Below are 16,429 nucleotides of genomic sequence, written 5' to 3' on the forward strand. Positions count from 1 at the left end.
AGCTTCCCCATGAATGGGGAAGCGGCGTGTCCCAACTGCTGCCACTTGCCGCTTCCCCGCTCGCGGGGAAGCTGTCCCGAAGGGACTGAAGGGGTCGTTTTCATCTGGACCCATTTTGGTGGAAACGCTGTTTCACCAAAATGGATCATCGAGGATGGCCGCGACATCTGGGTCGTCAAGTGCGCAGCTTTGCTGCGTCGCAAGCGATCCGTTTTCCAAGAAAACGGACACTTGACTACCCAGAGGTCGCAAGAACAATTTCGTTTGCGTTTTGGTGAACCGGAAGGATCACCAAAACGCGTCTAGACAAAACCATCTAAAACAATGTCATCCCCGCCGGAACGAAGTGGAGAGCGGGGACCTCAGCGCATTTGCGCTCGGAGGTCCCCGATTGGCTGACGCCATCGGGGATGACAACGCTTTAAGATTTTTCCATCTAGACCCATGCAAAACGATGTCATCCCCGCCGAAGCGTGAGCGAAGAGCGGGGACCCCGTGGGACTTTGCGGCAGGTGTTTTGTCTCACAAAACTTTGGTGGCGAGCCGCGTTCAGAGCTTTCCAAAGCGGCAAAAGAATATACCATTCGCCCATATTGGCGACAGCCATGTGAGCACGCAGGGGAGATTGGCGGAGATGAAGCAACGGGCAGGGGTGTTTACCCGCGTGGCAAGCTTGGTGGCATTCGGCTTGGTCACCATGACCAGCTTTGCGCCCCGCCTTGCTGCCGCGCAAGCAACAGCGGCACCTAATCCGGGCTATCTGGTTGTTGTGGGCAAGACCACAGACCGCGCCAAGATTGGGGCCTATGCTGCGTCTCTGCCGCCGATTTATGCAAGCCTTGACGGCTATTATCTGGCCATAGGTGCGCCGGGGCGCGGCGTGTCCTGGCTTGAAGGGCCATGGACCGACCGCTCGCTCATTTTTGCGAAATTTCCGACCCGAGCCGGGGCCGACGCCTTCTGGTGGGGCGAAGCTTATCGGGCCGCCATTCGCAAGCGCGACAATGCGGGTGTGTTCACCGTGGTGGCGATTGAAGGGGATGGGCCCACGCCATTTGAAGGGGCGGGGGCTGGTTTTTTAGTGGTCATGACCGGACCCACCGGCAAAGGACCTCAAGAGCTGGAGGCATCCGAGCGTGCTGCAGCCAGCCTGATCGACGGGGTTAAACGTTCTGGCGGCCAATTGGTTAATTCGGCTGGTATCGGCCAGTTCACGCCGATGGAAGGCGACACCGTTTTTGATCGTGTCGTCGTGGCCGCTTGGCCGAGCCTTGCCGCCCGTGACGCCTATCTGGCCAGTGCCGACGCAGCCGAGGCCAAGCGCTTGCGGGGCCTTGCAGGTATCAGTGCAGTGGCCGCAGCAACTGGGATCGCCCGAACACAAACCCCACCGGCCGCCGCCTCTAAACCCACAGGCGAAGCCCCCAAATAGGGCGAATCATAATGGGCCAAAAGCGGGGGTATTTTGGCATTTTTTGACGGAGAAAACCGTCGCATTTGGTCGCAAGATTAACCACAAATATGGGTCAGATCCGCCCCAAAAGCGGCCTGACATCCCCCCTATGCGGAATTGCAACGCTGGCGTAAGCGTCTAAAACCCTTAACTTAATTTACCCAATTTTCCCCAATTTCGCGAAAGTTACAGGGTGCGACTGCGTTGCTGCGTTTGCGAAATCGGGTGGGGCGGGCTAAAAGCGCCCCATGAAGTCGGGACAGACCGGCCTCTCTAGGACCCTCGCGCGTGATGCTGCGACCGTCCTAGGGACTGTGTGTTTGATCGTATGCCTCAGCACGATCGCTCATGCAGAACCTGTGGTGGAAAGTGCCCAGGTTGATGCCGACATAACCACGACCCAATCCCAGGGTACTCCGCAATCGAAGCGCAACACGGCCGAGCTCGACCGTGCGCGTCAGATACGGTGTCTGGCTGAGGCAGTGTACTATGAAGCGAAGGGTGAGCCCCGTCGCGGCCAAGAAGCAGTAGCTGAAGTGGTTGCAACGCGGGTGGCTTCAAAGGCATATCCGAAGAGTTTCTGTGGCGTTGTGTATCAACGTTCCGGACGGACGTGCCAATTTTCATGGGCGTGCAGCGCAAGGCGCGCCCCAAGCGGTCTACAATGGCAACGCGCCAATGAGATTGCTGAACGTGTCGTCGATGGATGGAGACCCGGTGTAGCACCCGGTGCGACCCATTTTCACGCGACATTTGTCGACCCCAGCTGGACGCGCGTCTATCGCCGCGTCACCAGCATTGGGGGCCATGTCTTCTACCGCCAGATTGTGCGGTAAACCCAAACGAAGTTGCCGATAACTTCAGACCTAACCAATGCCCTCGCTGTTTCCAGCGAGGGCATTTTGGTTTTGACTAGCCGTTCAGCACCGATTTGCGCAATTGTTTGGCGAGATATTTCGGCAAGAAGCGGCTGAAGAAATGCGCGCGGTCGGCGGCCTTGCCGACTTTAACAATCACATCATCGCCATGCACGGCATCCCACGTCCGCGCGGCTGCCATTTCCACGGGATAGATCTCAATGCCCTTCATGGCAGGGCGTTCTTTCGAATTGGACCCTTGTGTCTCGACCATGTCGAGGATGGGTGTGTCGACAAACCACGGGCAAAGCGCGATCACGCGGATATTCTTGCGCGAGAACTCAATATCCAAAGCCTCGCTTAAGCCACGCACGGCAAATTTGGTGGCCGAATAGACCGCAAGGCGCGGCGAGCCGACAAGGCCCGCGGTGGAGGCTGTATTGATGACGCGGGCCCCGGGCGTGGTCTCTAACAGCGGTAGAGCCGCATAAATGCCATTCATCACGCCCTTTAAGTTCACATCGACAACGAGGTCTGCATCATCTTGGGCGACATCTTCATACCAGCCGTGCTTGCCGATCCCGGCATTATTGAACAAGACATGCATCCGCCCACCCGTGGCGTCGCCAAACTGGCTGACCGCATTGCTCCAGCCGTGGCGGTCGCGCACGTCAAACACGCCGGTGCAATAAGAATCAACCGGCATATGGGCCGCGGTTTCAGCAATGCCGGCGGCATTGACGTCATAGAGCCCGCAATACCAGCCGCGCTGGGAAAAATGATGCGCCGTTGCCCGGCCAATACCGGACCCAGCCCCAGTTATAAAAATGGTTTTTCGGCCGCGCGCTTCACTCATAACCTCTCCCTTCTGTCTGATCTCATGCGCTTTATTTTAGCGCTTGCTCTGGAGACCTGCAGAAACCCTACCGAACGGCACAAATGCACTGCGGTCAAGTGTGCTGGTTTGTGATTGCCGCGCTATATGTGCGTGCAGACAGGAGAGATGTCATGAAAGACCGCGACATGTGGATCAAGCAATTGCGCTATCGCGCGTGGCGACGCGGCTTTCGCGAGCATGATTTCTTGATGGGGACTTTTGCCGACCAGTATTTGGCAGAAGCAAGCGAAGCCGATTTGGCGCTGTTTGAGGCGCTCCTCGATCAAGCCGACTGGGATGTTTATTACTGGATTGTCGGCCAAGTCCCCGTGCCAGAAAAATTCCAAGGCCCTGTGATGGACAAGCTGCAGGCCTTGAGCTTCACCGTTGAAACCATCCGTCAAACAAGTTGACAGGCAAAGCCCGTAAACGCCCTTACGAATGCCATAATCTCATGTATAGACAGATTTATGGCAAGCGATCTTGATCATTATCCCAGTGTATGGGCCCGCCGGGCGGACTTGATTGTCCATATCGCGGGTCTAACCTTGGCTTTGTTTGGTGGTGGCTTGGCGCTAGGCCTTGCAGTCAGCCATGGCATGTTGGGCAAAGTGGCAGCGGTATCTATCTATGCCTTGGGCCTGATTGCGATGCTGGCTTTCTCGCTGGCCTATAATTTTGCCAAGCCCAGCTGGCAGCCGTTTTTGCGCCGCCTCGACCATGCGGGCATCTTTTTGATGATTGCTGCAAGCTATACCCCTTTCACCACCCAAGCCCTAACCGGGGCTTGGTCTATCGGCATGACCACGGCGGTGTGGGCTTTGGCGGCATTGGGCATTGCGGGCAAGATGTTTCTGCCAGGCCTCGGCAAGGCGATTTGGGTTGTGCTTTATCTGGCATTGGGCTGGATGGTCGTGATTGCGATTAAGCCCATGGTGGAAGAAGTGCCGCCTGTGGCGATGTGGCTCTTGGCGGCAGGGGGCGTGGTTTATTCTGTCGGCACGATTTTCTATGCAGCCAAAGGCCTTAAGTTCCGCCGGGCGATTTGGCATGGCCATGTCGTGGCCGCAGCTGGCTTGCATTATGCGGCCATTTTAGTGGGCGTTGTGCTGGTTGGGGCCAATTAGCTTGCCCAAAGGCCGCTGTGAAGCGGTTTGCTGCAAAAGTGTTTCCAGCCAGTCAGAACATTTTTGCTCTCCCCTTGTGAGCCCTCTTATCGGCGGTCTTAGATGGACCTGCTCATGATGAGCCCTGATGCACAGGTTGATTGGAGAAAACGAGATGAAAATAATCACGCGTTTGGCTGCGGGGGCAGCTCTGGCTATAGCTTTGACGATGGGAGCGGCCGCACCGGCGATGGCGCAAGAGTCGAGCTACAAGCCCGGTTCTGTTTTTCAGCTCAGTTATATCAAAGTCCTGCCCGGTGAATTTGAAAACTATATGGACTATTTGTCGGATCGCTGGAAAAAATCAAACGAGTTTTTGAAGAAAGAAGGCGTGGTCCTGAGCTATCGTGTTTTGGCGATCAATAATGCCCGCGAAGGCGAACCAACCTTGGTTTTGTTGATCGAGTATAAGGACTATGCCACCAATGCGCAGAAAGAGGCGATCGGCAAGAAGCTCAACGAATATATGGCCCAAACAGACCGGTCATCTGAGACCGCCTCTGCCGCGCGTCGCAAAATGCGCGAGCAAAAAGGCTCGATGGAGCTGCAAGAGCTCATCCTGAAATAAGGCCTCAACCAGTCTTGTACCAATGGGCTGTGGACGCACCGCGTTCACAGCCCGATTTGTTTGGGCCATCCGTTTTCGCGGAACTAGGCTGCTTGCTGCAAAAATGTTTCTGACGGGTAAGAACATTTTTGATCTCCCCTTGTGAGGCCTCTCAACGCTGCTTTTAGATAAAAACGCTCGCGAAGAGCCCTGATGCACAGGTCAATTGGAGAAAACGAGATGAAGACAATCACGCGTTTCGCTGCGGGGGCAGCTATGGCATTAGCTTTAACATTGGGCACAGCCGCACCGGCGATGGCGCAAGAGTCGAGCTATAAGCCGGGGTCTGTGTTTGTGGCCAGCAGCGTCAAAGTTATGCCCGGTCAATTTGAAAACTACATGGACTATTTGGCCGGTCGTTGGAAAACCATCCAAGAGTTTAGCAAGAAGGAAGGCGTGGTTTTGAGTTATCGCGTGCTTGCCGTCAACAATGCGCGCGAAGGTGAGCCAACGCTTATCCTATTGATCGAGTATAAGGATTATGCCCCGATTGCCCAACGCGAGGCATTTTCCAAAAAGCTTGACGCATATATGAAAGAAAATGATCGCTCCGTCCAAGTCGGTGTTCAAGAGCGCCAGAAGCTGCGCGAAACCTTGGGCACGATGGAGCTGCAAGAGCTTATTCTGAAATAAGGCCACAACCAGCCTTGTAACAAGGGGCTGTGGACGCACCGCGTCCGCAGCCCGATTTGTTTCGGCCAGCGGCTTGACGCTTCTAGCCAAGCGCCGCACAAGCACTGCCCATAACAGGGAGAAACACCATGGCGAAAATCGGTTATTTGTGCGTTGGCACCAATGATTTTGATAAGGCGACTGCCTTCTATACCGCTCTTTTGGCTGACATTGGCGGCAAGCCTTTGATGCCGACGTCTCAGGGCTTGATCTATCGCCTGTCTGAAGGGGCCATGCTGATGGTGACCAAACCCCATGATGGCGAAGCTGCGACCTTTGGCAATGGCACCATGATCGCGATTCAGGTTGAGTCCGCCGATCAAGTCGCAGCCGTACACGCCAAGGCCTTGGCATTGGGTGGCTCTTGCGAAGGCAAGCCCGGTCCGCGTGGGGCCTTTGGCGACTTTGCCTATTTCCGTGACTTGGACGGCAATAAGCTCGCGGTCTATTACTCAAGCCGCATGTAGGGCTTGGTCAGGCGATCTGGCGCGAGGTGTGGCGGACCTGCTCGGTTGCGGTGCGGATATGCTCAGCAGAATCGGCGATTTCGGACATGCGCGCCGAGATCGCCTGAACGCTGCCAGAGGCCACGCCCATATTGGCCGACATCGACTCGGTGAGGGCGCTTTGCTCTTCAATGGCAGCCGCAATCGCCGTGGAGACTTCGCTAATGGACCCAATCACTTGACTGATTCCAGCAATGGCTGAGACAGCCTCGCGGGTAGAGCCTTGGACCGAGCCAACTTGTGTGGCGATTTCTTCGGTCGCTTTCGAGGTTTGTTCGGCCAAGGTCTTTACTTCAGAGGCAACAACCGCAAACCCACGGCCCGCCTCGCCAGCGCGCGCGGCTTCAATCGTGGCATTCAGGGCCAGCAAATTGGTTTGTGAGGCGATCTGATTGATCAATTGAACCACATCGCCGATGCGTTGGGCAGCAGCTGAAAGGCCTGCAACCACGCCGCTGGTGCGCTCGGCTTGTTCGACCGCCCGGCTGGAGACATCGCGCGCCACATGAACTTGGGTGCTGATCTCATGCACAGATTGGGTTAGCTGAATGGCACCATCCGCCATGGCCTGCACATTTACCGAAGTCTGATCAGAGGCCCGTGCGGCTTCTTGGGCCACCTGGGCGGCGGAGACGACGGTAGCGCTGATTTTCTCCAAATCCTGATCGATTTGGACTTGGGCTTGCGCGCGTCGTTTTTGTTGGGTGATTTGCTCGGTGATGTCGGTTGCAAACTTCACCACCTTGTAGGGGACGCCCTTGATATCGCGCACAGCATTATAGCTGGCTTGAATCCAGACATCTTCGCCCTGTTTGTTCACGCGGCGAAATTGGTCAGCGCGGAATTCACCCCGACCTAAAGCAGCCCAGAAGTCGCGATAGGCCGCGGAGGCAGCATCTTCCTTGGGCATGAAGATCGCATGATGTTTGCCGACAATGTCCTTTAGGTCATAGCCCAGCGCTTTGAGGAAATTATCATTGGCCGTCAAAATGATACCATCGAGGGTGAATTCGATGACGGCTTGCGAGCGATGAATGGCCTCAATCTGGCCTTCGAAATTGGCAGAGCGCATTTTTTCCTCAGTCACATCTGAGGCAAATTTCACGACTTTGATCGGCCTGCCGCTTTTGTCTATAATCGGGCAATAGGTGGCACGGATCCAGACAGGCTTACCCCCTTTACCCAAGCGCTTATACTCAGCGGTCTGGGTCGTGCCAGAGCGCAAGTCGCGCCAGAAATCTTGATAGTCTTGGCTCGCCTTTTCATGCGGCTCTACAAACATGGAATGATGTTGGCCTTTAATTTCCTCAAGCCGATAGCCCATGGCAGCGAGAAAATTGGCATTGGCGGTAAGAATGGTCCCTTCTAACGTGAACTCAATGATTGCTTGGGCTTTATCGATCGCAATGAGTTTTGCTTGATCTTCACTTGTATTTTGGAACCACGCCATCCCATGCGCCTTTGACTTACATGACACTTACTGGCGTCAAATCTAGTAGACGCCTCTAAACGACGGGTTAAAGCCTCACATTTTCGTGAGCTTTTTGGTGGCTGAGGTGGTGCACGTGCCGACACAGGCTCGGACTGACTGAAGTCTGACCCTCGCCAAGGGGGCAGGGGATCGCTATATCGCGTGACCATTCTCCGCAAAGCATAGCTCCCATGCCGATCTCTCTTGTCGAAACCCTCGCCAACGCCGTTGGCCCCTTGCGCGTGTCAGGTGCCGTTGAAGGCTATGACGCGGGATTGATTGCGCGCGCGGCCTTGCTGCGCGGCGGGGTAACGCTGCATGTGGCGCGCGATGATGCGCAAGCTTCAAGCTTTTTGGCTGCTGTGCGCTTTTATGCGCCAAGCCTCTCGGTGGTGCGTCTGCCAGCTTGGGATTGTCTGCCCTATGACCGGGTGGGGCCAGCGCCGGAAATCAGTGCGACGCGCCTCTCCACGCTGACCCATTTGATCCGGCGCAAAGCGGGTGATGCGCCCCTTTTGGTATTGACGACCGGTGCCGCACTCCTGCAGCGCGTCGCGCCACGAGACCGCCTGCGCGCGGCCTCTTTTTCGGCCAAGCCCGGCCAAATCCTCGATGTCAGCGCTATTCAGGCCTATTTTGCCGCCAACGGCTATGTGCGCACCGCAACCGTGCGCGAGCGGGGCGATTTTGCCATTCGCGGTGGCGTGATCGACCTTTTCCCGCCAGAACTGCCAGAGCCCGTCCGCCTCGACCTGTTTGGCGATACGCTGGAAAGCATTCGCAGCTTTGACCCTGAGACCCAGCGCTCTACCCACCAATTACAAGGCGTCGTGCTGGCCCCGGTATCTGAAGCCATTTTGGATGATGCTGCGGCCAGCCGCTTCCGTCTGGGCTATTTGGAATTATTTGGCGCCGCCCAAGGCGACCCGCTTTATGAAGCCGTCACCAAGCGCATGCGGCGCAACGGCATGGAGCACTGGCTGCCTTTGTTTCATGAGCATATGGAGACAGTTCTAGATTATGTGGGCCCTGAGGCCCTGATCAGTCTTGACCCCCATGCCATGGATGCCGCAACCGAGCGCGCCGCCCAAGTGATGGATTATTACGAGGCGCGCCGCATCCCGCCGCCCAAGGGTTCTGCCCCCTATAATCCGCTCCCGCCAGAGCGGCTTTATGCCACCGTATCTGAACTGGAAGGCCTGTTGGCCAGCCGCGATGTGCGCCGTCTCAGCGCCTATCAAGAGGCCGAAGGCGGCCAAGCCTTGATCGAAAGTGGGGCCAAAGCCGGCCGCAACTTTGCCGCCGAACGCGCTACCGAGGGCGTCAATGTCTGGGATGCGGCACGCCAGCACGTCGAGGCTTTGGCTGCCCAAGGCATCAAACCCATTCTGGCGGCTTGGACCGATGGCTCTGCCGAGCGTTTGGGCCATGTGTTGCAAGAACATGGGATGGCAGCCTTATTCCCACTGCCCAATGCCGATGCAATTGCGCTGATGCCCAAGGGCGCGATTGGTCTGGCGGTCCTGCCGCTGGAGCGCGGTTTTGTCGCCGAAGATTATGCCATCTTGTCCGAACAAGATATTTTGGGCGAGCGCTTGGGCCGTGCCCGCAAGCGGCGAAAGGCTGCCAGCATCATTCTAGAAGCAGGAAGCCTGTCTGCTGGCGATCTGGTGGTTCATATCGACCACGGCATTGGGCGGTATGAAGGTTTGCGGACCTTGGACGTGCAAGGCGCGCCACACGACTGTCTCGAGCTTATCTATGCCGGTGGCGATAAACTCTTCCTGCCGGTTGAGAATATCGAACTTGTCTCACGCTATGGTTCTGAAGATGCAACCGCTCTGTTAGACAGATTGGGTGGGGTGGCATGGCAGGGTCGCAAAGCCAAGGCCAAGCAGCGCCTGAAAGATATGGCTGAGGCGCTTATCAAAATCGCGGCAGCACGCGCGGCTAAAGTGTCTGAGCCTATTCTGGCCAGTTCTGGCGATTATGACGAATTCTGCGCCCGCTTTCCGTGGGATGAGACCGACGATCAATTGTCGGCCTTGGAAGACATCTTCAACGATCTGGCCGCGGGCCATCCGATGGACCGCCTGATTTGCGGCGATGTGGGCTTTGGCAAAACCGAAGTCGCCCTTCGCACAGCCTTTGTGGTTGCCATGAGTGGGCGACAAGTTGCTGTTGTGTGCCCAACCACGTTGCTCTCGCGCCAGCATTTTAAGACCTTTAGCGAGCGCTTCCGCGGCTGGCCGATCCGCGTGCGGCAATTGTCGCGCATGGTGGGGGCAAAGGAAACGGCAGAGACCAAGCGAGACCTCGCCGATGGCAAGATCGACATTGTGGTCGGCACCCATGCCGTCTTTGCCAAAGACCTGACCATCCGCGATTTGGGCCTTGTGATTGTGGATGAAGAACAGCATTTCGGCGTGAAGCATAAAGAGCGGCTGAAAGAATTGCGTACCGACACCCATGTGCTGACGCTCTCGGCCACGCCAATCCCGCGCACCTTGCAATTGTCGCTGGCCGGCATCCGCGAAATGTCGATCATCGCGACCCCACCGGTCGACCGTTTGGCCGTGCGCACCTATGTGACGCCATGGGACCCGATTACAATCCGCGAAGCCTTGTTGCGCGAAAAATATCGCGGGGGCCAAGCCTTCTTCGTTGCCCCGCGCGTGGAGCATTTGGAAGATATTGAGCGCTTCATGAAGGAAATGGTGCCCGAAATGACCTATGCCGTCGCGCATGGTCAGATGAGCCCGACCCAGATGGAGCCGATCGTGACGGCCTTTTATGAAGGCGTCTATGATGTGCTGATCTCCACCACGATTGTGGAGAGCGGCCTTGATATTCCCCGCGCCAATACGCTGATCACCTGGCGGGCCGATATGTTTGGCCTAGCCCAAATGTATCAATTGCGGGGCAGGGTCGGCCGGTCCAAGACCCGTGCCTATGCCTATCTGACGGTGCCTGCCGAAAAGCCCATCACGCCAAGCGCCGAGAAGCGGCTAAAAATCTTACAATCACTCGACAGTCTGGGTGCGGGCTTCCAATTGGCCAGCCACGATCTTGATATGCGCGGGGGCGGCAACCTTCTGGGCGAAGAGCAATCGGGCAATATTCGCGAAGTGGGCGTCGAGCTTTATCAGCAAATGCTGGAAGAGGCGGTCGCAAGCCTGCAAGATGGCGGCGAAGTGGTCTCTGCCCGGTCGTGGTCGCCCGCCATCAATCTGGGGGTCGCGGTTCTGATCCCCGAAGAATATGTGCCAGACCTCAATGTCCGCTTGTCGCTCTATCGCCGCTTGAGCGAGCTTGAAAGCGATGCCGACCGCGACAGCTATGCCGCAGAATTGGCCGACCGCTTTGGCCCATTGCCCGAAGAAGCCCGGCAATTGATTCAGATTGCAGGCGTTAAAGCGCTCTGCCGCAAAGCCCATATCGCCAAGCTTGATGCCGGGCCAAAGGGAGCGGTGCTGACCTTCCGCCCAGAATCCGCACCCGACCCGATGAAGCTGGTTGCCGCTGTCCAGAAACAGCCTGCGCTCTTCCGCTTGCGGCCCGATGGCAAGATGGTGGTCAATGGCGATTGGTCTACGCCGGAACAACGCCTCAAAGGCGCACGCCGCGCTGCGGCTTTCTTGGCTGCTGAAATGGGGTAAGGGGCGAGGGCTGCATGTCTGCAACAGTCCCACCCACATCCCCAACTGCCCACAAGCCTTGAGTTTTGAGGGCATTGCTCCTACATGACCGCCATCACGCACGCGGGCTCGCGGCGCGCGAACCCTTTTTTATTCCTTTGGGGATGGGCGGGGGTCGTTCGTCCATCCGGCGCGGTTCTCATTCCGAGGCCGCTCCTGCTCGCGGAGGCTAGCCGGAAAAAGGATTGAAATACCATGGCAGTGCCAGATTTTACCATGCGCCAATTGCTCGAAGCGGGCGCACATTTTGGTCACCAGACCCACCGTTGGAACCCCAAGATGAAGCGTTTCATCTTTGGTGAGCGCGCCAACATCCACATCATTGACCTGAGCCAAACTGTGCCTTTGTTGCACCAGGCTTTGCTGCGCGTCCGTGACGTGACCGCAAAGGGCGGCCGCGTTTTGTTCGTCGGCACCAAGCGTCAAGCATCCGACCCTGTGGCCGCTGCTGCCAAGCGCTGCGCCCAATATTATGTCAACAGCCGTTGGCTGGGTGGCACGCTGACCAACTGGCAGACGATTTCGAAGTCGATTGCCCGCATGCGCGAAGTTGAAGCCATTGTGCAAGGCGACGCACCTGCAGGTTTGACCAAGAAAGAAATCCTGAACCTGACCCGCGAATATGAAAAGCTTGAGCGTTCGCTCGGCGGGATTCGCGACATGGGCGGGATTCCTGACTTGATGTTCGTGATCGACACCAACAAGGAAGCGATTGCGATAAAGGAAGCCAAGAAATTGGGTATCCCGGTTGCCGCGATGATCGACAGCAATTGCGATCCCGACGAAGTCGATTTCCCAATCCCAGGCAATGACGACGCAGCGCGTTCGATCCAATTGTTCTGCGACCTGATTGCAGATGCAGCTTTGGATGGCTTGGCTGAAGGTCAATCTTCAGCTGGCGTTGATTTGGGTGCGATGGAAAACCCAGTTGAGCCTGTTTTGGCTCAAGTCACCGAAGAAGCTGTCGCAGAATCGGTTGATGGCGACGTCGAAGCTCCTCTTGAAGCTTAAAATTTCCCGCCTTGGTTTGTGCTGACCACAGACCAAGGCGGACCCCACAAACACTCTACCCTGGAGGCGATTATGGCCGAGATTACGGCTGCCCTCGTCAAGGATCTTCGCGAGAAGACCGGCGTCGGCATGATGGACTGCAAAAAAGCGCTGACCGAAAACAATGGTGACATCGAGGCATCGATTGACTGGTTGCGTGCAAAGGGCCTTTCGAAGGCTGCAAAGAAAGCTGACCGTGCGGCTGCAGAAGGCCTGGTTGGCGTTTATGTTTCGGGCAACACCGGCGTGTTGGTCGAGCTGAATGCTGAAACCGACTTCGTGTCGCGTAACGAGCAATTCCAAGCAGCTGTCAGCGGCATCACCAAACTGGCCCATGGCTTTGACTCGATTGAAGCTTTGGGTGCAGCCCCTGCGCCAAGCGGCGAAGGCACTGTCAATGACTTTGTGACCAATCTGATCGCCACGATTGGCGAGAACATGACCTTGCGCCGCATGGCAAAAGTGTCGGTCAATCAAGGTGTTGTGGCTTCTTACATCCACACCGCAACTGGTGACGGCTTGGGCCGCATTGGCGTGTTGGTTGGTGTTGAAACCGCAGGTGACGCTGCTGTTGCCAATGACATCGGCCGCAAGGTTGCGATGCACATTGCTGCGACCGCGCCTCTGTCCTTGAAGACGGACGATCTTGACCCAGCCGTGGTTGAGCGTGAGCGTCAAGTTCTGACCGAACAAGCCCGCGAAAGCGGCAAGTCCGATGACGTGATTGCCCGCATGATCGAAGGCCGGATCCGCAAGTTCTATGAAGAAGTGGTGCTGTTGCAGCAGCCCTTCGTCATGAACCCAGATCAGACGGTTGCGGCTTTTGTTGCTGAAACCGCAAAAGCAGCTGGCATCAGCGCCGAAGTCACTGGCTTTGCTATGTTCAAGCTGGGTGATGGCGTTGAGAAAAAAGAAGATGATTTCGCCGCAGAAGTGGCCGCTTTGAGCGGCACTTAAGCCCAAAAATCTTCCTCTTTTAGCCGTGATTGCTGAATAGAGCGCGATGAGCAAAGTGAAAGATGACACTTTGCTGACAAGAAACAGGGCGGCATGCTTGGCGTGCCGCCCTTGGTCTGTCAGAAGACCTGCCTGCATGCTTTCGGGCGAGTCATGGTAAGGCCTGCCGAAAGCTGGGAGACGCAGCCAAATGAATGAAGTAGCCAAGCCAAAAGACCAGAAACCCCGCCGTATCTTGTTGAAGATTTCCGGTGAGGCGCTGATGGGCGATGGTCAATTTGGGATTGATCAGGAAACCTGTCTTGGATTTGCGCGCGACGTCAAAGCTGCCCGCGACTCTGGCATTGAATTGTGCTTGGTTATTGGGGGTGGCAATATTTTCCGCGGCATCTCGGGCGCGGCCAAGGGGATGGAACGGGCGACAGCCGATTATATGGGCATGTTGGCTACCATCATGAACGCTTTGGCGCTGCAAGGGGCTTTGGAGAGCATTGGTGTTCATACCCGCGTGCAATCAGCTATTCCCATGCAGACCGTGTGTGAGCCCTATATTCGCCGCCGGGCCATGCGGCACATGGAAAAGGGCCGCATTGTGATTTTTGCCGCAGGCGTTGGCAGCCCCTTCTTCACCACAGATTCGGGGGCGGCTTTGCGCGCGGCTGAAATGGGCTGCGATGCCTTGTTGAAAGGCACAGGTGTGGACGGTGTCTATACCGCAGACCCCAAGACCGATCCCACCGCGACCCGCTATGACAAGCTGTCCTACACAGATGTCTTGGCCAAAAACCTCAAAGTGATGGATGCTTCTGCTGTTTCCATGATGCGCGACAGCAACATCCCCATTATCGTTTTCAATATTCGTCAACCCGGGCGCTTGGCCGAGGTGCTTGCGGGCACCGGAGTCTGCACCGTCATAACGGACAACTGAACCATGCCGACCTTTGATCTCCAAGACACCAAGCGCCGAATGGAAGGCGCGATAACGGCTTTGAAAAGCGATTTTCAAGGCTTACGAACCGGCCGGGCCAACGTCAATTTGTTGGAACCCGTGATGGTGGAATCCTATGGTGCCATGGTGCCCTTGAACCAAGTTGGGGCGATTTCTTCGCCAGAGCCGCGTTTGTTGACCGTGACCGTCTGGGAAAAGTCCATGGTGAACGTGGTCGATAAGGCTATTCGCAATGCCGGCATCGGCCTCAATCCGGTCGTCGACGGCATGACCTTGCGGGTTCCCATTCCACCGCTAAACGAAGAGCGCCGCCGTGAACTGGTGAAATTGTCGGGCAAATATGCCGAAGCCGCCCGCGTGGCCATTCGCAACGTCCGTCGCGACGCGATGGAGCAATTGAAAAAGTCCGAGAAGGACGGCGAGATCAGCGAAGATCAGTTGAAGAAGCTGTCTGCCCAAGTCCAAGAAGCCACTGACTCCTTCGTCAAGCAGGTCGACCAGACCATGAAGACGAAGGAAGACGAGATTATGCAAGTCTAGGATGGCCGGGGCGCTCGCCGACTGGGCCGCAAAGGCCGCTCATCAGCTGTCACCCCGGACGGGGGGGGAGGCAGATGCGCGTCCGCGCCATATCGCCATCATCATGGATGGCAATGGCCGCTGGGCGACCGCCCGGGGCATGCCGCGCGCCTTTGGCCATTCAGCGGGCGTACAAGCCCTGCGCAATACGGTAGAAGCAGCCGGTGACCTCGGGATTGAGGTCCTGACCGTTTATGCGTTTTCGACCGAAAATTGGCGCAGACCACCCGATGAGATTGAGGCCCTATTTGGCTTGCTGCGCGGCTTCATCCGCTCAGACTTGACGCGTCTGGATCGGGCAGGGGTGCGCATCCGGGTTCTGGGCGAGCGTGAGGGCGTGCCAGCCGATATTCTGACCCTGATGGATCAGGCGGAAAAGCAAACTGAAGGCAATACGATCATGACCTTGGTCATTGCCTTTAATTATGGCGGCCAAGCAGAAATCGCGCGCGCGACCCAAGAGATCGCCCGTCAAGCTGCCGCAGGCCTGATTGATCCCGAGACCATTGGACCCGACACGATCGCGCAATTCTTGCCCAGCCGCGACTGGCCCAATCCAGACTTGGTGATCCGCACCAGCGGTGAACAGCGCTTGTCTAACTTCCTGATTTGGCAATCAGCCTATGCGGAATTCCTCGTCTTCGATACGCTTTGGCCCGATTTTGGCCGACCGCAATTGGAAGAAGCCCTTCAAGTCTTTGCCAAACGAAACCGTCGCTACGGGGGCGTGTGACCTTGGACCCCACGCCGGACCATGACCCCAAGCAATCTGCCTTCTCCATTGGCCTAGCGGCCAATAAATTGGGGGCAGACCTTCGGGTTCGCTTTGTTTCGGCGGTTGTTATGGTGGTTCTAAGCCTTACCGGGGCTTGGATCGGCGGAATTGGCTGGGCGCTGTTGGCCGCCACCATCATGGCCGCCTTGGCTTTTGAATGGGGCCGCATGATTGCCCCTAAAGCGGTTGATCTGGTGCCGCGTGCCCTGATCGCGGCGGTCTGCGGCCTTTGCTTTGTACTTTTACCTCGCGCCTATGAGGCCTTAGCAGCGCTGGGCTTCTTTTTGACCTTGGTGCGTTCCCCGCGCGAATTTGGCTATCTTGCGATGGCAGGCTCCATCTACCTTGCCTTGTCGGGCTGGGCATTGGCGGGCCTCCGTGGCCAAGACGAGGTGGGCCGCAGCCTGATGTTTGGCTTGTTTGCCATTGTGTGGTCCACCGATTCGATGGCTTATCTGGTTGGGCGCGTCGTCGGCGGCCCGAAGCTTTTCCCAATCATCAGCCCCAATAAAACCTGGTCTGGCTCGCTGGGGGGGACGGCTGCCGGTATTTTGGCAGGCGCGCTCTATGGCTGGTTGTCGGGCACAGACCCGCTGGCTTGGGCGCTGGTCGGCTGGCTATTAGCGGTGGTCTCACAAGGCGGCGACCTCTTAGAATCGCTGGCTAAACGCTATTATGGCGTAAAGGATGCGTCGGGCGTTATCCCCGGCCATGGCGGTGTGTTGGACCGGCTGGATGGGCATTTAGCCGCAGCTTTGGCCTTTGTGGCCATTTTGCTGGTTATTCCCGGTTTGCGCGCTATGCTGACATGA

At 56.9% G+C, this 16,429-nt stretch carries 17 protein-coding genes; 15 read left to right on the forward strand and 2 right to left on the reverse strand.

Translation table 11 applies throughout. From position 1 onward, the window contains the following. The 3 genes from IOB61_RS02340 to IOB61_RS02350 form a co-directional block, all read left to right on the forward strand. Nucleotides 1–306 (forward strand): hypothetical protein (locus IOB61_RS02340; protein ID WP_290811591.1); only part of this gene is annotated, 306 nt, incomplete at its 5' end. Between the two features lie 328 nt (nucleotides 307–634). Next, nucleotides 635–1,432, forward strand: a complete 798-nt coding sequence (locus IOB61_RS02345; RefSeq protein ID WP_290811594.1) for a DUF1330 domain-containing protein — start codon at nucleotides 635–637, stop codon at nucleotides 1,430–1,432. A gap of 269 nt (nucleotides 1,433–1,701) precedes the next feature. Further along, on the forward strand, nucleotides 1,702–2,289 hold the full coding sequence (locus tag IOB61_RS02350; RefSeq protein WP_290811597.1) for a cell wall hydrolase: 588 nt from the start codon (nucleotides 1,702–1,704) through the stop codon (nucleotides 2,287–2,289). Between the two features lie 76 nt (nucleotides 2,290–2,365). On the opposite strand, the gene IOB61_RS02355 is transcribed toward IOB61_RS02350, so the two are convergent. After that, a complete protein-coding gene (locus tag IOB61_RS02355) occupies nucleotides 2,366–3,166 on the reverse strand; it encodes an SDR family oxidoreductase (RefSeq protein ID WP_290811600.1) in 801 nt (266 codons plus the stop codon). 152 nt (nucleotides 3,167–3,318) lie between these two features. On the opposite strand from IOB61_RS02355, the gene IOB61_RS02360 reads away from it, so the two are divergent. The 5 genes from IOB61_RS02360 to IOB61_RS02380 all read left to right on the forward strand — a co-directional run bounded on the left by IOB61_RS02360 (nucleotide 3,319) and on the right by IOB61_RS02380 (nucleotide 6,099). Further along, on the forward strand, nucleotides 3,319–3,600 hold the full coding sequence (locus tag IOB61_RS02360) for a succinate dehydrogenase assembly factor 2 (RefSeq protein WP_290811602.1): 282 nt from the start codon (nucleotides 3,319–3,321) through the stop codon (nucleotides 3,598–3,600). Between the two features lie 57 nt (nucleotides 3,601–3,657). Beyond that, nucleotides 3,658–4,314, forward strand: a complete 657-nt coding sequence (locus IOB61_RS02365; RefSeq protein ID WP_290811605.1) for a hemolysin III family protein — start codon at nucleotides 3,658–3,660, stop codon at nucleotides 4,312–4,314. A gap of 154 nt (nucleotides 4,315–4,468) precedes the next feature. After that, complete coding sequence (locus IOB61_RS02370; RefSeq protein WP_290811608.1) at nucleotides 4,469–4,921, forward strand: hypothetical protein; 453 nt, start codon at nucleotides 4,469–4,471, stop codon at nucleotides 4,919–4,921. A 219-nt stretch (nucleotides 4,922–5,140) separates the two neighbouring features. Continuing rightward, nucleotides 5,141–5,593 (forward strand): hypothetical protein, encoded by a 453-nt coding sequence (locus tag IOB61_RS02375; RefSeq protein ID WP_290811612.1) that lies wholly within the window; start codon nucleotides 5,141–5,143, stop codon nucleotides 5,591–5,593. A gap of 128 nt (nucleotides 5,594–5,721) precedes the next feature. Continuing rightward, nucleotides 5,722–6,099, forward strand: a complete 378-nt coding sequence (locus IOB61_RS02380; RefSeq protein ID WP_085339866.1) for a VOC family protein — start codon at nucleotides 5,722–5,724, stop codon at nucleotides 6,097–6,099. 7 nt (nucleotides 6,100–6,106) lie between these two features. Here IOB61_RS02380 and IOB61_RS02385 read toward each other — a convergent pair whose 3' ends face one another. Continuing rightward, on the reverse strand, nucleotides 6,107–7,588 hold the full coding sequence (locus IOB61_RS02385; protein WP_290811617.1) for a PAS domain-containing methyl-accepting chemotaxis protein: 1,482 nt from the start codon (nucleotides 7,586–7,588) through the stop codon (nucleotides 6,107–6,109). A gap of 212 nt (nucleotides 7,589–7,800) precedes the next feature. Here IOB61_RS02385 and mfd point away from each other — a divergent pair, with 212 nt between their 5' ends. The 7 genes from mfd (at nucleotide 7,801) to IOB61_RS02420 (ending at nucleotide 16,429) form a co-directional block, all read left to right on the forward strand. Continuing rightward, nucleotides 7,801–11,268, forward strand: coding sequence for a transcription-repair coupling factor (gene mfd, locus IOB61_RS02390; protein ID WP_290811620.1), 3,468 nt, complete (start codon nucleotides 7,801–7,803; stop codon nucleotides 11,266–11,268). Between the two features lie 234 nt (nucleotides 11,269–11,502). After that, a complete protein-coding gene (gene rpsB, locus IOB61_RS02395; RefSeq protein ID WP_290811623.1) occupies nucleotides 11,503–12,318 on the forward strand; it encodes a 30S ribosomal protein S2 in 816 nt (271 codons plus the stop codon). Between the two features lie 72 nt (nucleotides 12,319–12,390). Then, entirely contained in the window at nucleotides 12,391–13,314 is a 924-nt protein-coding gene (gene tsf, locus IOB61_RS02400) for a translation elongation factor Ts (RefSeq protein ID WP_290811626.1), read from the forward strand. A gap of 190 nt (nucleotides 13,315–13,504) precedes the next feature. After that, nucleotides 13,505–14,242, forward strand: a complete 738-nt coding sequence (gene pyrH / locus IOB61_RS02405) for a UMP kinase (RefSeq protein ID WP_290811629.1) — start codon at nucleotides 13,505–13,507, stop codon at nucleotides 14,240–14,242. Nucleotides 14,243–14,245: 3 nt separating this feature from the next. Then, on the forward strand, nucleotides 14,246–14,803 hold the full coding sequence (gene frr / locus IOB61_RS02410) for a ribosome recycling factor (protein WP_290811632.1): 558 nt from the start codon (nucleotides 14,246–14,248) through the stop codon (nucleotides 14,801–14,803). A 1-nt stretch (nucleotide 14,804) separates the two neighbouring features. Continuing rightward, nucleotides 14,805–15,575: a polyprenyl diphosphate synthase gene (uppS, locus tag IOB61_RS02415; protein ID WP_290811636.1), complete on the forward strand. Its 771-nt coding sequence runs from the start codon at nucleotides 14,805–14,807 to the stop codon at nucleotides 15,573–15,575. A 2-nt stretch (nucleotides 15,576–15,577) separates the two neighbouring features. Beyond that, complete coding sequence (locus tag IOB61_RS02420) at nucleotides 15,578–16,429, forward strand: phosphatidate cytidylyltransferase (RefSeq protein WP_290811639.1); 852 nt, start codon at nucleotides 15,578–15,580, stop codon at nucleotides 16,427–16,429.

Source organism: Aquidulcibacter sp. (assembly GCF_020253525.1).
Lineage (GTDB): Bacteria > Pseudomonadota > Alphaproteobacteria > Caulobacterales > Aquidulcibacteraceae > Aquidulcibacter.

Excerpts from the sequence above, each read along its gene's own strand:
- IOB61_RS02345 (WP_290811594.1), top strand. The coding sequence starts at position 635 with ATGAAGCAACGGGCAGGGGTGTTTACCCGCGTGGCAAGCTTGGTGGCA.
- IOB61_RS02350 (WP_290811597.1), top strand. The coding sequence starts at position 1,702 with ATGAAGTCGGGACAGACCGGCCTCTCTAGGACCCTCGCGCGTGATGCT.
- IOB61_RS02355 (WP_290811600.1), bottom strand. The coding sequence starts at position 3,166 with ATGAGTGAAGCGCGCGGCCGAAAAACCATTTTTATAACTGGGGCTGGG.
- IOB61_RS02360 (WP_290811602.1), top strand. The coding sequence starts at position 3,319 with ATGAAAGACCGCGACATGTGGATCAAGCAATTGCGCTATCGCGCGTGG.
- IOB61_RS02365 (WP_290811605.1), top strand. The coding sequence starts at position 3,658 with ATGGCAAGCGATCTTGATCATTATCCCAGTGTATGGGCCCGCCGGGCG.
- IOB61_RS02370 (WP_290811608.1), top strand. The coding sequence starts at position 4,469 with ATGAAAATAATCACGCGTTTGGCTGCGGGGGCAGCTCTGGCTATAGCT.
- IOB61_RS02375 (WP_290811612.1), top strand. The coding sequence starts at position 5,141 with ATGAAGACAATCACGCGTTTCGCTGCGGGGGCAGCTATGGCATTAGCT.
- IOB61_RS02380 (WP_085339866.1), top strand. The coding sequence starts at position 5,722 with ATGGCGAAAATCGGTTATTTGTGCGTTGGCACCAATGATTTTGATAAG.
- IOB61_RS02385 (WP_290811617.1), bottom strand. The coding sequence starts at position 7,588 with ATGGCGTGGTTCCAAAATACAAGTGAAGATCAAGCAAAACTCATTGCG.
- mfd (WP_290811620.1), top strand. The coding sequence starts at position 7,801 with ATGCCGATCTCTCTTGTCGAAACCCTCGCCAACGCCGTTGGCCCCTTG.
- rpsB (WP_290811623.1), top strand. The coding sequence starts at position 11,503 with ATGGCAGTGCCAGATTTTACCATGCGCCAATTGCTCGAAGCGGGCGCA.
- tsf (WP_290811626.1), top strand. The coding sequence starts at position 12,391 with ATGGCCGAGATTACGGCTGCCCTCGTCAAGGATCTTCGCGAGAAGACC.
- pyrH (WP_290811629.1), top strand. The coding sequence starts at position 13,505 with ATGAATGAAGTAGCCAAGCCAAAAGACCAGAAACCCCGCCGTATCTTG.
- frr (WP_290811632.1), top strand. The coding sequence starts at position 14,246 with ATGCCGACCTTTGATCTCCAAGACACCAAGCGCCGAATGGAAGGCGCG.
- uppS (WP_290811636.1), top strand. The coding sequence starts at position 14,805 with ATGGCCGGGGCGCTCGCCGACTGGGCCGCAAAGGCCGCTCATCAGCTG.